This is a genomic window from Psychrobacter proteolyticus, from assembly GCF_038155145.1.
Classification (GTDB): Bacteria; Pseudomonadota; Gammaproteobacteria; order Pseudomonadales; family Moraxellaceae; genus Psychrobacter; species Psychrobacter proteolyticus_B.
Genome location: NZ_JBAKAY010000008.1, coordinates 110,597 through 127,123, shown reverse-complemented (window position 1 = coordinate 127,123; position 16,527 = coordinate 110,597). Strand labels below are relative to the sequence as shown.

At 42.1% G+C, this 16,527-nt stretch carries 12 protein-coding genes; 9 read left to right on the top strand and 3 right to left on the bottom strand.

Annotated features, from left to right (window positions below; genetic code table 11):
• Window positions 1–83: 83 nt before the first annotated feature.
• Window positions 84–1,505 (top strand): glutamate synthase subunit beta, encoded by a 1,422-nt coding sequence (locus V6252_RS11155; RefSeq protein WP_341610501.1) that lies wholly within the window; start codon window positions 84–86, stop codon window positions 1,503–1,505.
• 289 nt (window positions 1,506–1,794) lie between these two features.
• Entirely contained in the window at window positions 1,795–3,006 is a 1,212-nt protein-coding gene (locus tag V6252_RS11150) for an FUSC family protein (protein WP_341610500.1), read from the top strand.
• Window positions 3,007–3,087: 81 nt separating this feature from the next.
• Here V6252_RS11150 and V6252_RS11145 read toward each other — a convergent pair whose 3' ends face one another.
• A complete protein-coding gene (locus V6252_RS11145) occupies window positions 3,088–4,221 on the bottom strand; it encodes an ABC transporter substrate-binding protein (protein ID WP_341610499.1) in 1,134 nt (377 codons plus the stop codon).
• 375 nt (window positions 4,222–4,596) lie between these two features.
• On the opposite strand from V6252_RS11145, the gene V6252_RS11140 reads away from it, so the two are divergent.
• A complete protein-coding gene (locus V6252_RS11140; protein ID WP_341610498.1) occupies window positions 4,597–5,424 on the top strand; it encodes a 3-oxoacyl-ACP reductase in 828 nt (275 codons plus the stop codon).
• A gap of 214 nt (window positions 5,425–5,638) precedes the next feature.
• Here the strand turns inward: V6252_RS11140 and V6252_RS11135 are convergent, their stop codons facing one another.
• The gene (locus V6252_RS11135) at window positions 5,639–6,469 is read right to left on the bottom strand and encodes a Cof-type HAD-IIB family hydrolase (protein WP_341610497.1); all 831 of its coding nucleotides are present in this window, start codon (window positions 6,467–6,469) and stop codon (window positions 5,639–5,641) included.
• 299 nt (window positions 6,470–6,768) lie between these two features.
• Here V6252_RS11135 and V6252_RS11130 point away from each other — a divergent pair, with 299 nt between their 5' ends.
• From V6252_RS11130 to V6252_RS11115, 4 genes are all read left to right on the top strand, one after another.
• The gene (locus V6252_RS11130; RefSeq protein WP_341610496.1) at window positions 6,769–7,275 is read left to right on the top strand and encodes a hypothetical protein; all 507 of its coding nucleotides are present in this window, start codon (window positions 6,769–6,771) and stop codon (window positions 7,273–7,275) included.
• A gap of 480 nt (window positions 7,276–7,755) precedes the next feature.
• Window positions 7,756–8,229 carry a BLUF domain-containing protein gene (locus tag V6252_RS11125; RefSeq protein ID WP_341610495.1) on the top strand — a complete coding sequence of 158 codons (474 nt, stop codon included), beginning with the start codon at window positions 7,756–7,758 and terminating at the stop codon, window positions 8,227–8,229.
• Window positions 8,230–8,601: 372 nt separating this feature from the next.
• Complete coding sequence (locus tag V6252_RS11120; RefSeq protein ID WP_341610494.1) at window positions 8,602–9,066, top strand: BLUF domain-containing protein; 465 nt, start codon at window positions 8,602–8,604, stop codon at window positions 9,064–9,066.
• Window positions 9,067–9,187: 121 nt separating this feature from the next.
• Window positions 9,188–9,667 (top strand): BLUF domain-containing protein, encoded by a 480-nt coding sequence (locus V6252_RS11115; protein WP_341610493.1) that lies wholly within the window; start codon window positions 9,188–9,190, stop codon window positions 9,665–9,667.
• Window positions 9,668–9,796: 129 nt separating this feature from the next.
• Here the strand turns inward: V6252_RS11115 and parC are convergent, their stop codons facing one another.
• Window positions 9,797–12,103 (bottom strand): DNA topoisomerase IV subunit A, encoded by a 2,307-nt coding sequence (parC, locus tag V6252_RS11110; RefSeq protein ID WP_341610492.1) that lies wholly within the window; start codon window positions 12,101–12,103, stop codon window positions 9,797–9,799.
• Window positions 12,104–12,560: 457 nt separating this feature from the next.
• Between parC and V6252_RS11105 the strand changes: the two genes are divergently transcribed.
• Both V6252_RS11105 and V6252_RS11100 read left to right on the top strand, forming a co-directional pair.
• Window positions 12,561–14,348 carry a VWA domain-containing protein gene (locus V6252_RS11105; protein ID WP_341610491.1) on the top strand — a complete coding sequence of 596 codons (1,788 nt, stop codon included), beginning with the start codon at window positions 12,561–12,563 and terminating at the stop codon, window positions 14,346–14,348.
• A gap of 353 nt (window positions 14,349–14,701) precedes the next feature.
• Complete coding sequence (locus V6252_RS11100) at window positions 14,702–16,429, top strand: AMP-binding protein (RefSeq protein WP_298811233.1); 1,728 nt, start codon at window positions 14,702–14,704, stop codon at window positions 16,427–16,429.
• Window positions 16,430–16,527: the final 98 nt, after the last annotated feature.

The window sequence follows — 16,527 nt, the reverse complement described above, 5'->3', positions numbered from 1 at the left end:
TATATGTCTTAAATTTTAGACAAAAAACATCGCTGACTGTCGCCACCCACTGCAAAAGAGCCTTATATAAAAGAGATAGCACCATGGCAAAACGCTTAGAAAATAACTTCCAGTTTTTAGATGTACCGAGATTTGATCCAACCAAAAAAGACATTGCAACACGTTCAACAGAGTTTGTTGAAATTTATAAGCCTTTCGAAAACGAAGCTGTTGCTCAGCAAGCGCATCGTTGTCTTGAGTGTGGTAACCCTTACTGCGAGTGGAAATGTCCAGTACACAACTATATCCCTAACTGGCTAAAACTGGCCACAGAAGGTCAGATATTTCAGGCAGCTGAATTGTGCCACCGTACCAATACCTTGCCTGAAGTATGCGGACGAGTTTGCCCGCAAGATCGTCTGTGTGAAGGCGCCTGTACGTTGAATGATGGTTTTGGTGCAGTGACCATTGGTAATGTCGAAAAATATATCAACGATACCGCGTTTGCACTTGGCTGGCGTCCAGATATGTCGGAAGTCGTTTGGACAGATAAAAAAGTCGCTATCATTGGCGCAGGACCAGCAGGTCTGGGTTGTGCGGATATCTTGGTCAGAAATGGTGTCAAACCAGTCGTCTTTGATAAGCGCCCTGAAATTGGTGGCTTACTGACATTCGGTATCCCTGAGTTCAAAATGGAAAAAGATGTCATGCGCAATCGCCGTGTGATCTTTGAAGACATGGGTATCGAATTCCGTTTAGAGACAGAGATTGGTACAGACGTCACCATTGATGAGCTATTGGCTGACTATGACGCGGTATTTATGGGTATGGGTACTTACACCTATATGCGCGGCGGCTTTGCTGGTGAAGAGCTGACAGGCGTCTATGATGCACTAGATTACCTGATTGCCAACGTGAACCGTTGCAATGACTGGGAAAAAGACGCTGAAGAGTACATCGACTTTAAAGGTAAAAAGGTGGTGGTACTTGGTGGCGGCGATACAGCAATGGACTGTAACCGTACCAGTATCCGTCAAGGCGCCGACAAAGTAGTTTGTGCTTATCGCCGTGACGAAGAAAACATGCCAGGTTCACGCCGTGAAGTGGTCAATGCTCGCGAGGAAGGCGTTGAGTTCTTATTCAATCGTCAGCCAACCGAAATCATCGGCTTAAACGGTAAAGTTAACGGCGTAAAGGTCGTTACTACTCAGCTGGGTGCACCAGACAACCGTGGTCGTCAACGCCCTGAGCCAATTCCTAATTCTGAAGAGATCATCCCATGTGATGCAGTCATCATGGCCTTTGGTTTTAGACCAAGTCCTGCTGATTGGTTCGAGTCTCAGCAAGTGGGGATGGACAGCTCTGGTCGCGTATTAGCAGCCGAAAAGCAAACCTTCAAATTCCAGACTCAAAATCCTAAAATCTTCGCTGGTGGCGATATGGTGCGCGGTTCTGACTTGGTTGTGACCGCGATTTGGGAAGGTCGTGAAGCTGCGGAAGGTATTTTAGACTACCTAGAAGTATAATACGCTAGCGCAATAGACTATTACTCATTAATACTGACGCAGATCTTGATACGTAATTCGATGAGTCATTTGGTTAATAATCTTCAATAGCGTAGATTTCAATATAGTGTGCTAGGATATTTTTTATAACGCCTTTTACCTGTGAATAATAGGTAAAAGGCGTTATTTTTTGCCCGTCATTTTGCTGATAGAATATCAACTTATACTTACCGCTAGTTATTGAGCTTTTTTAATAATCCTTTACTAAAATGTCTCACTTAAATATTCCATCCGAAAAGAGTAGCCTTGCGTGAAATCCACCCTTTATCAGCGTATCACTGCTCCATTTGTCGAACCCTATGTTCGCTACCAACATGCAGATATCCTACATGCCACACGCCTAGGCACGGCTGTGATATTGGCCCTATTGGTCAATAAAATCACCAACCTTCCGCACGGTGAATGGACGACTATTACCGTATTTATCATTCTAGGGTTATTGCAATACCAAGGCGCTATTTATACCAAGGCAAAAGAGCGCGTGATCGGTACTTTGTTAGGTATCGGTACTGCGCTTGGGGTGTTATGGTTTAATCAAAATGCAGGTGCATGGCTATGGGTGGACTATGCGCTTATTGGTCTGCTCAGTGGCATTATTGGCTATCTAGCCGTCAGACAGCTCGGGTATACAGGACTGTTAACGGGTATCACTATGTTGATGATTGTCTCTGATTTAGGTAATAATAGCATTGGTCAAGATGGTATCTACCGCGCATTAAATATCTTACTGGGGACAGGCGTTTCGGTAGCAGTAACGCTGATTTTGCCGCTCAAATCAACGTTGATGTGGCGATTTTTATTGAGTAGCAATCTTGACGCGTGTAGTAGCCTCTACGCTGGCGTAGGTCATCATATTGACGCAACGGATGGAGTAGTGGACGATTCTGTTCAAAAGCTAAACCCAGTGGCTTTTCCTGTTAAGGAAGTACCCGTTGATAGAGCATTAGTCACAGCGTTACAGCAGATCAATAAACGCTTGCTAGCCGTGCGACCCCATATCGCGGCGACAGCCAGTGAGTCAGGTATTGAAAAGGAAACGCTAGAGACGATTCAACGTACCCACCGTAATATTATTGGGACGATTGATCTACTGTTAAGTGCGGCACCGCGCTTGGCAAATATCGAAATTGATGAAGAAAACCATGTTTTATTGGTACATTATCAGCATGAGCTAACCCAAGCGATGCAACACATGGCAGCGGTATTACGTAGTCCAAGTGATGAAGTATTCCGACCTATTACACGTATTGCCGTCTCAGAGTATCCAAGCGTACAGCACCTAGCGTTTGAGTGGCAGGGCTATTTTTGGTTGACACAAACCTTGCAGACTCAGTTGCAGCAGATGAGCGATTTACTACAAACATCGAAGCTGCATTGGTTTGCTGCATCCGGTCTAGGCTATCAACGCCGCGAGCAGCGCCGAATGAAAGAGCAGGGCGGCGAGACGGATTTGCATTTATAACGTAAAAAAACGCTGACCATTTAGGATCAGCGTTTTTATTTTTCAAAGACTACTTTATTTTAAAGTGCTACATCAAAACTATTAACGACCAGTCTTTAGCTTATCCCAGTACTGTTGATACACTTGTAACGCCTCATCGCCTACATCTTCTTGGAACTCAGCTTTTGCTAATACCTCTTTAGAAGGATAAATCGTTGGATTGTTTTGGACGCTCTCATCCATCAGCTCACGCGCTGCTATGTTTGGTGATGCGTAGCCAATCTCTTCGCTGACGATTTTTGCATTTTCAGGACGCAATAAGTAATCAATAAATTTATGTGCTGCATCAACTTGCTTGGCATTTTTTGGAATGACAAAGTTGTCCATCCATAAGATAGCACCTTCGCTTGGATACTTATAAACTAAGCTAGTCAAACCTTCGTCATTGGCCATGACTGCCTCGCCATTCCATGTCATACCAAGCGCAGTCTCACCTTCGATATATGGCATACGCGTCGCATCAGAGTTAAAGGTTTTGACGTTTGGCATCAACGTGGTGAGCTTATCGTAAGCGGCTTCGATTTCGTCAGGATTGCTACTATTACCTGAATAGCCAAGGGTCAGCAGTGCCATACCAAATACTTCACGCACGTCATTGGTCAGCATCACCTGACCTTTATACTTAGGATCCCATAGGTCATTCCAGCTATTGACAGTTTTCGGATCGACACTGTCACCGTTAATGGCTAAACCTGTGCTGCCCCACATATAAGGGATAGAGTATTTGTTATCAGGATCAACTTTGGTATTAGTAAATGAGGTGTCAAGGTTTTTAAAATTGCTCAGTTTTGATTTGTCTAGCTCTTGTAGTAGTCCTTCTTTCGCCATTTTTTCGACATAATAAGTCGATGGAATCGCTAAGTCATACTGACTAGAATCATCCAATAGTTTGAGCTTGGCATACATCGCTTCGTTAGAGTCAAATGTGGTGTAATTAACTGAGATGCCAGTTTCTTCTTCAAAACCATCTAAAATCTCTTGCGGCATATATTCTGACCAGTTGTAAAGGTTCAGCGTCTCATTACTCGCCGCAGCACTGCCATCCGCTGCATTGTCAGAGTTGCTACAACTGGCAAGTACCAAGCCGACAGCCGCTGCTAACAATGCTTTTGGCACTATGCGACTGACACTAGCCGAGGTGTGAGTAGTTGGATGGGACGATGATAAATGGGTCAAAATATCTCTCCTAAATAAAGATAATGCAAATTAGAAAAATTCAATAAAAAAGCCAAAAAGATAAAAGCCTGACATGGCCAATAAAACTATTATGGTCATTAGTTTATACAATTTAAAGGGTTGTTATTAGGGCAATACTTAATAATACTAATAAAAATAGCCAGTTGGGCTAATGAGATGAGTAGCAAAACTAACTTAATGACAGCTAATTTTGGGTAGGATTGCTAGCGAGCTGCTAACGTCGAATCGAAAAAAGATGGTATATAACCATGCTATGATTGGCGCAGACCGAAGTATGACGAACATCATCTAAGCAGATATCAGCCTTTGGCTCTAAGACACCAACCATACCATAATAATAAGGGATACAGCACAATGACCGAAAGTACCTCAACTCAAAACACCTTGAATAAAAACCACTCAGTTATACCAGCATTGCTTAAGGATAAAGTCGCCATAGTCACTGGTGCCAGTCGTGGGCTTGGTGCACAGATTGCACAGCAAATGGCAGAAGCAGGTGCTATCGTTTGCGTCAACTACCTTAACAGTAAACAGGCTGCTGAGGCGGTAGTGGCTGATATCATCGCGACAGGCGGTCAAGCATTTGCTTATCAGGCGGATGTGTCCGAGCTTGAGCAAGTACAAGCAATGGCAACTGAAGTCATCACTCGTCATGGACGTATTGATATACTGGTCAATAATGCCTTGCCAAATTATCAGTTCAATCCAAGCGCTGCGTACACCAGTATTGAGACCGTAAAGTGGACGCATTTTTCACAACAAATGGAAGGTATTGTTAAAGGAGCAGTCAATACAGTACAAGCGGTGTTGCCGCAAATGAAAGCGCAGCAAGTAGGTAAGATCATCAATATCTCGACCAATCTTGTCTACAACCCAGTGGTTACCTATTATGATTACACCACGGCTAAATCAGCGTTGATTGGACTGACTCGCAACCTAGCAAGCGAGCTTGGACAGTATGGTATTCGGGTTAATTTGCTGGCAGGTGGATTATTAAAAACTACCGATGCAAGCAGCTTAACCACTGAAGAGGTATTTGACTATATCGCGACTACGACTCCGCTGCGCCAAGCGACTTCGGTAGCTGACTTTGCCAATTCAGTATTGCTCATGGCATCTGATTTGAGCATGGCTATTACTGGACAATCTATCGCCGTCGATGGTGGATTGACTATGCCTTAACTGATGCCTTAACTGATGCCTTAACGCTATATTAAATTTGTAGAAGAAAAAATGATCGCCAAGGTATTGGAGTCATCACCGCTACAGTTTTTATTTGAGTCGTCTATATAAAATTAGACCATAATAAAAAGCCCTTACTAATCGGTTAGTAAGGGCTTTTTTTAAATGAACGTTAATTAGATGAACATTAATGACTTTATGTGCCTGAACAGTCTTACGACTTCATTGCTAACTGATTAAGCACGGTTTGAATACCATATTCTTCAATCGTTCCAGTAACGAAGTTAGCGCGTTCTATTAAAGCTGGCTGTGCATCTCCCATGGCCACAGCAAACCCAACCAAGTCGAACATTTCTAAGTCATTCATACCATCACCGAATGCCATACATTCGCTTGCATCTACCGCATAGTACTCGCATACATCTTTGATACCGCGCGCTTTTGATGCCTCTGCTGGCAATATATCGGCACCAATCTGATGCCAATGTACCAGCTTTAAATCATACTGAGCAAAGTCGATGTCTTGCATTTTTTCTTGCTGATTGTTAAAAAATACCGAGCACTGATAGACGGTATTTGATTTGTAGTACTCAGGATCAAGGATCGAATTGGGTGTGACCGCATTGAACTCGCGTAAACGTTCATTTTCATCTGACCAAGCGATATGAGTGGCAGAGTCAAACTTATGAATCAAATCACTTTGCTGACACAGGCGTACGATTTTATCTGTCTGTTCAGCCGTTAACGGGTAGTGGCTGATTAGGCCGCTTTTATCAAAACTATATTGTCCATTCATACAAATAATAGCGTCCAATATATCTGCATCAAGCAACGCTAGAATGTCTTCAGGCAATATGGCTTTAGAACGACCAGTCGAAATCACTAGTTTAATATCGGTATCTGCAAGCTGCTCAAGCGTCGCTTTATTGTGTTCAGCGATGATGCCGTTACGGCTCAAGGTATCATCGATGTCAAAAAAGATGATTTTGGGGGTCGAAATCTTAGTAGTTATACTTTCTTTGGCAATCTTATCTTCGATAAACATGATGATCCTATTATTTTTAGTCGTGTAGATACAATGATTCAGATACTACTACAACATACCCAATCAGATAAATACCTATCGAGTAACCTATGATGCTACAAATACGCTTATTGAGACAGTATTTGCATATAGCCTGTAGAACCGCTCATTGCTTGTCCAGAGGATTAACAAAAATGCTAAACGATATGATTAACTTAACCGTGTCTATTTATTATAAAGTTATATTCAATTATCAAAATTAATCTACGAAATAAGAAGGTCTATCCTTATTAATGCATCGGCTACCTAAAGGAACAAGCATGAACTTTTTCACCTTAAAATCGGTTACAGTTTTGGCAACAGTGGCTTTATCTGCTAACGCTTTTGCAATGGATGTTAACTTTAATGATGCTGCTTGGGATGGCAAGAAAATCCCTGAGGGGCAGCAATGTCTAAACTATGACGGTAAAAGTCCAGCCACGCCTAGCATGACTGTCTCAAACATTCCGGCAGGCACGGAGAGCTTGGTGTTCGTCTACAACGATGTAAGCAACAAACGTATGCAACATGGTGGACATGGTATCGTGGAGTTCGCATTACCAGAGGGTGCTACGAGCGCAGAAGTGCCACGAGTATTTGGTCATACTTACGAAGTACCAGTAGGTATTGAGATGGTTGCAGAATACCGTAACCGTAAAGGTGAGGCGGGCGGTGCATATAAGCCGCCTTGCTCTGGCGGCAAGAACCATCTGTATACGGTAGATGTACAAGCATGGCAAGGCGACTCGGTACTTGCTGAAACAACCGTTGAGATGGGACGGTATTGATACGTTAGCTATTCAATTAATATGCAACAATTAGTATGCAACAATTAGTATGCAACAATTAGTATGCAATAAAGTCGTCTATACAAAACTGTTTATACATAGCATAGACGGCTTTTTATTGAAGGTAGGTTGTGTTTTATATACCTATAAATACGCTAACTTAATAAACATGATAGACCCTGATAAATGCTTGTAGAGTTTAGTCTATAAGTAAACATGACTTAGTCGTATAAGTGCGTTGAGGCAGGGCTATAGGAGAATATAGATTAGGCTTGTTAACTATTAGAATAATGCCAAGATACTGAACGTGACAACTTTGTAGTATAATTTTACTACTATGGATATCGGTATGCTATATCATTGAAACTTCTATGTTATAAATCTAAAAAAATCATAGCAAATGATAAAAAACGTTATTAATTATACTTTATCTTAAAGTATACCTTGATTTGAATGAATTTATTATAAATAAGGTTTCTTATGAACATAACGACAAGCCAACCTTCAGAAGATAGAAAAAGGCATGGCGAGCATATTTTTATCCACATGACATATATCGCCAAAAATGTCGATCTAGATTCTGGGATTGAGCTGACTCGCGCACTTGAGTACTGGCGCAGATATTTTGAAGAAAACGATATCGTTTCAGCTTTAGTTATTAGTGAAGGTTATTTCGTTCAAAGTTTTCAAGGAACAAGACCTGCTATCAATACTGCCTTGGAAAAAATACTTGACGAGCATTCCACCATTGTCCCTAATATTGTGAATATAGAGGAAATAGAATCGCGCCAATGGAATGGGTTTTTAGTTAAACATCTAACCTCAAGCGTTGAAGATGAAGAGCATGCCCTAAAGAATTTTTCAGCAGGCTCTGACTACAATCCTTATCTAATGAAAAGCTCTCAGATTGAAAGCTTTTTGAAAGCGGTATTTGAAGATGCTGAATCTAATTAATTTTAAATGAGTGGCATTTATTTCTTGAATATTTGCCTCTTATAGTTGTTAGTAGCACTTGCCCTAGCTAGAATAGAAAAGCCGTCCATACGTTTGTATAGGCGGCTTTTTATTGAAAGCAAGTTAGCAGTATCGGTACAGGATGTTTTCTTAGCAATTGGACAGAATATTGGCGGATGTTCATAAGTGACTATTCATACCTGACTCTTGCAGGATTTAACTACTAAAAATTACCTAGTGATATCTGTTTTTGTCATGTTATTTTAAGGTATGAATGATAAGAAACTGGTCAATTACCAAGAGTTTTATTGATTATACTTTATGATAAAGTGTATATTAATTTATATACCTATTATATAAATGGATTTTCTTATGCAAATAACGACAAGTCAAACTTCAGAAAATAGGAAAAGACATGGCGAGCATCTGCTGATTAGCCTAACGTATATCGGTAAAAATATCGAAATGAAAACAGGTATAGAGTTGACTCGTGCTCTTGAACAGTGGCGAAGATACTTTGAGGAAAGTGGGTTAGTTGCAGCGCTTGTGATCAATGACGGTTACTTTGTTCAAAACATTCAAGGTTCAAGACCAGCGGTCAACGCTGCTCTAGCGAAGATAATTGATGAGCATTTCAAGATTATTCCTAATGTTGTAAAGGTGGAAGAGATAGAAGCGCTTCGGTGGGATGGGTTTGTAACCAAACACCTGACGGAAAGTGCCGAAGATGAGGAGTATGCCTTAAAAAGTTTCTCAGCAGGGTTTGATTTCAATCCTTATCTAATGAAAAGTACTCAGATTGAAAGCTTTTTGACAGCGATATTTGAAGATGGTTAATTCAGAAATTATAAATGCGTAGTATGCGCTCAGTATAAAGGCCATCTGCTCTAACCAGCATAAAAAAGCCGTCTATAAAGTATCTTTTGATTTAGATAATTTTTCATAAATAAGGTTTCTTATGCAGATCACTACCAGCCAACTTTTAGAAGATAGAAAAAGACAGGGTGAGCATATCATGCTCAGCCTAACGTATATTGGCAGAAATAGTGACAGTAATAATGGAATAGGGTTGGCTCGTCTGCTTGAGCAATGGCGAAGAAATAATGAAAAAAGTGGTGTAACCTCAGCGCTTGTCGTGAATGACAATTACTTTATTCAAAACATTGAAGGTCCAAGACCTCTTATCAATGAAATACTAGTAAAATTGATCAGTGAGTACTCTTACCTAGTACCCCATCTCAATGAGATTGAGGAAATAGAAGAACGTAGGTGGGATGGTTTTTTAATAAAATATTTAACATCAAGTGCAGAAGACGAAGCATATACCCTAAAAAGCTTCTCGGCAGGTGCTGACTTTAATCCGTATCTAATGAAAAGCACTCAGATTACAAGCTTCCTAAAAGCGATCTTTGAGGATGCTGTATCTAATAAGTCTTAAATAATTTCTATATTCTGATTGGCGTAAAAAAGCCGCCTACACATTGTGTATGGGCGGCTTTTTGATAGGAGCTGTTTAATTTTATCAGCTAAATTTTGAACTAGGATTTCTAAAATTTAACTAGTCAAACTAGCCAACTTCAACACTCGTCACATTCTGAAAGCCTCTTGGCAACTGACCACCACGATTACCGCGAACACCCGTATAGTTAGCCAAATCATTTGGCTTGAGTGTCACATGGCGTTTGCCAGCAGTGATGACAAGACTGTCTTGCTGACTAAGTGGTGTGATAGCGAGTACCTCTTCACCGTCTTTCAACTTAATAAGTTTGTTCCCTTTACCGCGAGCCTGTTCAGGCAAATCATCAAGAGCAAATATCAGTAGATACCCTGCATTGGTCGCGACAGCAACATGATCAGGTGTCACACGCACATTGCTATTTTCACCTTCGGTATTAGCGGCCGTCTCTACTGGCGCATCGATACGTGCAACAGGGAGCAGTCGACTGTCAGTTGCTAGGTTAATGACGTTTTTACCAGCTTTTTGATTGCTATCGAGGTTGCCAATGGTATTGATAAAACCATAACCTGCTGAACTAGCAAGGATAATACGTTGCTCGTTATCACCCGTTAATAGCTGCTCAAAGCTAGCGCCTGCTGGCGGCTTTAACACACTGGTTAGCGGATCACCTTGACCACGCGCAGACGCTAAATTATGCGCATCGATACTGTAACTGCGTCCAGTGCTGTCGAGCACGTAGATTCGCTCGTTAGATTTGCCGCGCACGTGTGCTTGATAGCTGTCACCTGAGCGGTAACTCATACCAGCAGCATCGACATCATGACCTTTAGCGGCTCGAATCCAACCCGCTTTTGATAGGATGGCAGTGACCGGCTCACTTGGTACGAGATCTGACTCTTTTAATGCCTGTGCTTCTTCACGCTCTGCTAATGGCGATACACGCTCATTGCCATGTTCTTTCATATCGGCGGTAAGCTCATCGATCATCAGATTAGTTAGACTGTTTGGATTATCTAAGTACTCTTGAATGATGGCACGTTCGGCAGCGAGTTCATCTTGCTCGCGGCGTAGCTCAATCTCTTCTAATTTTGCCAACTGACGCAGACGAATATCCAAGATAGCATTGGCCTGAATGTCAGTCAGGTCATAGTCCTGCATCAAGGTCGCTTTTGGATCATCCTCTTCACGAATGATGCGAATCACTTCATCAATATTTAGATAAGCAATCAGCAAGCCTGCCAAAATATGCAAGCGCTTATCGATTTTATCGAGACGATATTGCAAGCGACGTGTGACCACCGAGCGGCGACAGATTAACCATTCTTCCAAGACTTCCTTTAAGTTTTTCACCTGCGGCTTACCATTTAAGCCAATCATATTCATATTGACGCGGTAATTGCTCTCTAGGTCAGTACTGGCAAACAGGTGACTCATGACACGATCGACATCGACTCGTGTTGAGCGCAACTCAAGGACGATACGACAAGCGTTTTCGTGATCTGATTCATCGTGAATATCGGTCACCCAAGGCAGCTTCTTATCGGTCATAAGCTTGGCGATTTGCTCTTGGATTTTGTTGCCTGACACTTGGTAAGGCAGCGCATCGATAATGACGAGGTTTTTTTCTTTAGAGTCAACATGAAAGGTGGCGCGCATCTTATAACTGCCACGTCCAGTCTCGTACATCGCTTGCAAATCTTTTTTACTAGTGATGATTTCCGCTGGTGTCGGTAGATCAGGTGCGGGTATCGATTGGGTAAGTTGCTTAACCGACAACTCTGGGTTTTTGAGCAAACGAATGGCCGCGCGTACCACTTCATTAAGGTTATGCGGTGGAATATCGGTTGCCATACCGACCGCGATACCTGTCGTACCGTTTAATAAAATATTAGGCAGGCGGGCAGGTAAGGTCGTTGGTTCTTGCATCGTACCATCGAAGTTATCTTGCCAATCGACCGTGCCTTGTCCCAATTCTGCAAGCAACGTATTGGCATAAGCTGACATTTTGGCTTCGGTATAACGCATCGCAGCAAAGGATTTTGGATCATCTGGGCTACCCCAGTTACCTTGACCAGTGATGAGCGGATAGCGATAACTGAACGGCTGTGCCATCAGTACCATTGCCTCGTAACAAGCGCTATCACCATGCGGATGATATTTACCCAATACGTCACCGACCGTACGTGCAGATTTCTTCGCCTTAGCAGAAGACTTTAGCCCAAGCTCGCTCATGGCATAGACGATGCGACGTTGGACAGGTTTTAGACCGTCAGCAATATTTGGCAACGCCCGATCCATGATGACGTACATGGCATAGTTGAGATAGGCCTGCTCGGTGAACTCTGCGACTGAACGAGTATCCATCGGCTCATTGGGAATAATTGGGGCGATCGTATGATCAATAACATCAGACATAAAATAGGATTCACTTATCAGTTTTAATAGGTATAGATAATTGGTTCAAGCATACAAATAGGATAGTGCTATCGTAAAGGATATTGCACCAATTAAAAAGACGTATGTCAGAATATACGACATCTCGTGACGTGCTTAAAACAAGCGCTTATAAAGGGCTTTTATAGTATGGTGATTCATAGCTTTTATAGATTAAGTTAAGTATAGTAAATCTAATATTTGTTTTTTATATGGTTAATAAATGTCTTAAGATTGAATCCTTTTTATTTAGGATATCTTGTCTGTCATTAGTCTAAAGAAAGTAGGTACAGAATAGTTTTACTTCAAAATTAATGATTGAAAGTATGACAGCTAATAGACTGAATAAGGCGGCTGATTTGCCTATTTAAATAGCGTTAACCATATATTGACACGGACCAGTCGCTACTGAACTATCTTACAATAAGGAATTTCTGTTATGTCATTTGACCCTTTATCTCAAGTTTCTGCCTCTACAATTCTAAAAAACGAAAGTAAGCACCTAGGGAAAAACGTTACTAGAAATGTGCTGTTGATTACTGCTATAGCCAATCTAGGATTGACAGCCTGTAGCCCTTCACAAATGAGCAAAACGCTACCAGCCGAGACAAGCAGTACAGTCAATCAAGATGCAGCAGTGGTGTCAGAGTCTATCATGGCGTCACCCAGTGTGAGGCCATCAGTCATCAGCGAACAGATGATGATACGTTCTGCGGCGCAGACAGGTATCGTACGCCCATTACCGAGCATCATAGTCACGCCAGAGGCAAAAGACAACTATCAAAAAAACGCAGCCAATCCTGTACATCGAACTACGGATATGGCGGTATCCACTTTGTCTATCGATACCGATACGGGCAGCTACGCCAATGTGCGCCGCTATTTAAACGAAGGTCAACTACCACCTGTTGATGCCGTACGGGTAGAGGAGTTGATTAATTATTTTAACTATCAATTTGATGGTGGCAAACGCTTAGGTAGTGCCCCATTTGTTGTATCAACTGAGGTAGTAGACTCACCTTGGGATAGAGCAGATCAGGATAATAAAATCGTCAAAGTTGGTATCAAGGCCGTTGATAGTAGCTGGTCGCAAAAAGCAGATAAGCAATCTATGCCCCCTGCCAATCTCGTATTTTTGGTAGACGTGTCAGGATCTATGTCGTCACGCGATAAGCTGCCATTGGCACAGTCGTCGCTTAAGCTGTTGACAGAGCAAATGCGCGCTCAAGACAGCATCAGTATCGTGACCTATTCAGGTAGTACTAGTGTGGTATTGCCTGCGACCAGTGGTGACCAAAAAGCAAAAATATTGGCTGCAATCGATGGATTGAATGCCTCAGGCTCAACCAATGGGGAAGATGCTCTTAAATTGGCCTACAGGCAAGCTGAGCAGGGTCTAAAGAAGAATGGTATTAATCGAATCATGATGTTAACGGATGGCGATTTTAACGTTGGTATTAGTGATGTCGATGAGATGCTTGATTTGGTCAAAGCCCATCGCGATCGCGGTATCTCTTTATCTACCGTTGGCTTCGGTCGTGGTAATCTGAATGATCACATGATGGAACAGATGGCGGACAACGGCAATGGTAATTACAGCTATATTGACAGCTTAACTGAAGCAAAAAAAGTTTTTGGGGATGAATTAGCCGCGACATTTAACACCGTCGCTAAAGACGTAAAAGTCCAAGTTGAATTTAATCCTGATGTGGTGAGTGAGTGGCGCTTGATTGGTTATGAAAATCGCGTACTGGCTGAAGAAGACTTCAATAATGACAAAATTGATGCAGGTGAGCTTGGGGCAGGTAAAGCAGTTATCGCTTTGTTTGAAGTGACACCAAAAGGTCAAAAAGGGTTATATAGCGATCGCCGTTATGCTAATAGCAATACTAGTTCAGATAATAAACAGAACTCCAATGAGCTTGGCTATCTAAAAATTCGTTATAAAGCACCGACAGGTGATAGCTCCAAACTGATTAGCCAACCGATTAATAAAGCTAGCCACGCTTTAAACAAAGCCAGTATCGATACTCAGTTTGCGATGGCAGTAGCAGGATTCGGTCAACGCTTGACTCAAAGCGATTATATTAATGAGTGGCAGTACAGTGATAGCACTAAACTTGCCAAAAGTAGTATCGCAGATAGACCAAGTAGCGATACTGATGGTACTCGTCGCAATTTTGTGACGTTGACTGAGCTGGCGAGTGCGCTAAAAAGTAGCCGATAGTGAACAGATATCGTGTCGGGATGGTCATTAGGAAGCAGAAGTCAAGGGTCATATTTTCTAATGGTATGACTGGTATTTTTAATCTAATGTATTGATATGTATGGAGATATCGAGCGTCAAGCCTATTTGAGAACTGGTGTAGCAATCTTTTGTATTGAGTACTATGTATAAAGTGTGTATGTTAATGAACAAAGGGCTATTTACCGCTATATTGTTCGCTCAGCACTATACAAACATGTCGCAGCCTTGCTTTTTATCATAACGATAGGCAAGACTCTGACGTTTTGTATATTTATCACACTGTGATTGGCGTGAGTTGACGGTAATGTATTATTACTAGGAGAGAAAAGATTATGGAAAATCAAGGAAACTTAACCCGTCGTGACGATAAAGTTTGGCTAAAAACGTATGAAGAACTTGGTCTGGAGTATGACATTGAGTTGCCAGCCGACAATACGTCACTTATCGATATTTTCGAAAAAAGCTTCGCTGAAAATGCTGATAAAACTGCTTATATATGCATGGGTTCATCGTTAAGCTTCCAAGAAGTAGATTTATACAGCCGTCAAATGGCCGCTTATCTACAGTCATTAGGATTGGTCAAAGGCGATAAAGTTGCGGTCATGATGCCCAACATTTTGCAGTTACCAATCTCTGTCATCGCTGTACTACGTGCAGGCTTTACTTTAGTCAACGTCAACCCTCTGTACACTACCAGAGAGCTTGAGCATCAATTGACCGATTCAGACGCCAAAGTGCTAATCATGGTCGAAAACTTTGCCAAAACCTATCAAGACATCGGTCGCAATGTGGTCGATAAAGTCGTGATTACGGGTATGGGCGATTTGATGGGTACGCTCAAAGGCTTTATGGTTAATACGGTCGTCCGCCATGTCAAAAAAATGGTACCAGACTACAGTATTTCTAATAGCATCAGCTTCAAAACGGCACTAAAGCAAGTCACGGCTAGCAAGTATAAGCGCCCAACCAATATCACGCTTGATGATATCGCTGTCCTACAGTATACCGGTGGTACGACAGGTGTGGCGAAAGGCGCGATGCTAACGCACAAAAACTTGGTGGCAAACTTAATTCAGTCTAATACCTTTTTGGGCACCGCTTTTGATGATTTCGATCAAAGAGGTGAGCAACCTGTGATTATGACGGCATTGCCGATGTATCATATTTTCTCATTCACCGTATGTGGTATGTTCGGTCTGTATCGCGGTTGTGTTGTATTATTAGTACCAAATCCACGCGATCTTGATAGCTTGTTAAAAGCATATAAAGCCAATCCACCAGCGTTCTTCCCAGCGGTAAACACGTTGTTCAACGCGCTTGCCAATAACGAAGAATTTATCGCGATGGATCATAGCAAGCTGCGTCAATCGATGGGCGGCGGCATGGCAGTATTGAGTCCAACGGCGGAAAAATGGCGTCAAGTCACTGGTAATATTATCATTCAAGGTTACGGCCTGTCTGAAACAGCACCAGTAGCGACCTCTAATCCTAGCAACAGCAAGACATTCACAGGTACCATTGGTGTACCGATGCCAGCAACAGATGTGGCAATTTTGGATGATGCAGGTAATGAAGTAGCACTTGGTGAGCGCGGTGAGATTAGTGTTCGTGGTCCACAGGTCATGAAAGGTTACTGGAACCGTGAAGATGCTACTGCCGAAGTCATGACAGCAGATGGTTTTTTCCGTACTGGTGATATCGGTATCATGGCTGACAACGGATATGTGACCATCGTTGATCGCAAAAAAGATATGATTTTGGTGTCTGGTTTTAACGTTTATCCGAACGAAGTCGAAGAAGTCATGGCTGGCCATCCTAAGATTTTAGAATGTGGCGTCATCGGTATCGAAGATGAGAAAAGTGGTGAGATTCCTAAGATCTATGTTGTCCGTAACGATCCTAGTCTGACTACCGAAGAAGTTCTTGAGTATGGTAAAGAGAACCTAACAGGTTATAAGCGTCCTCGTCGTGTTGAGTTTATTGATGAGCTACCAAAATCGAACGTTGGTAAGATTTTGCGCAAAGATCTACGCGTACTTGAAGAAAAAAACCACGGTTAATTTGCTGATACACGCACCTATATATTTGTTTGATAGATGCGTGTATTAACTAAAAGTACATGTGAAAGTATCGCTCGATTAAATACTGTAGTAACTAA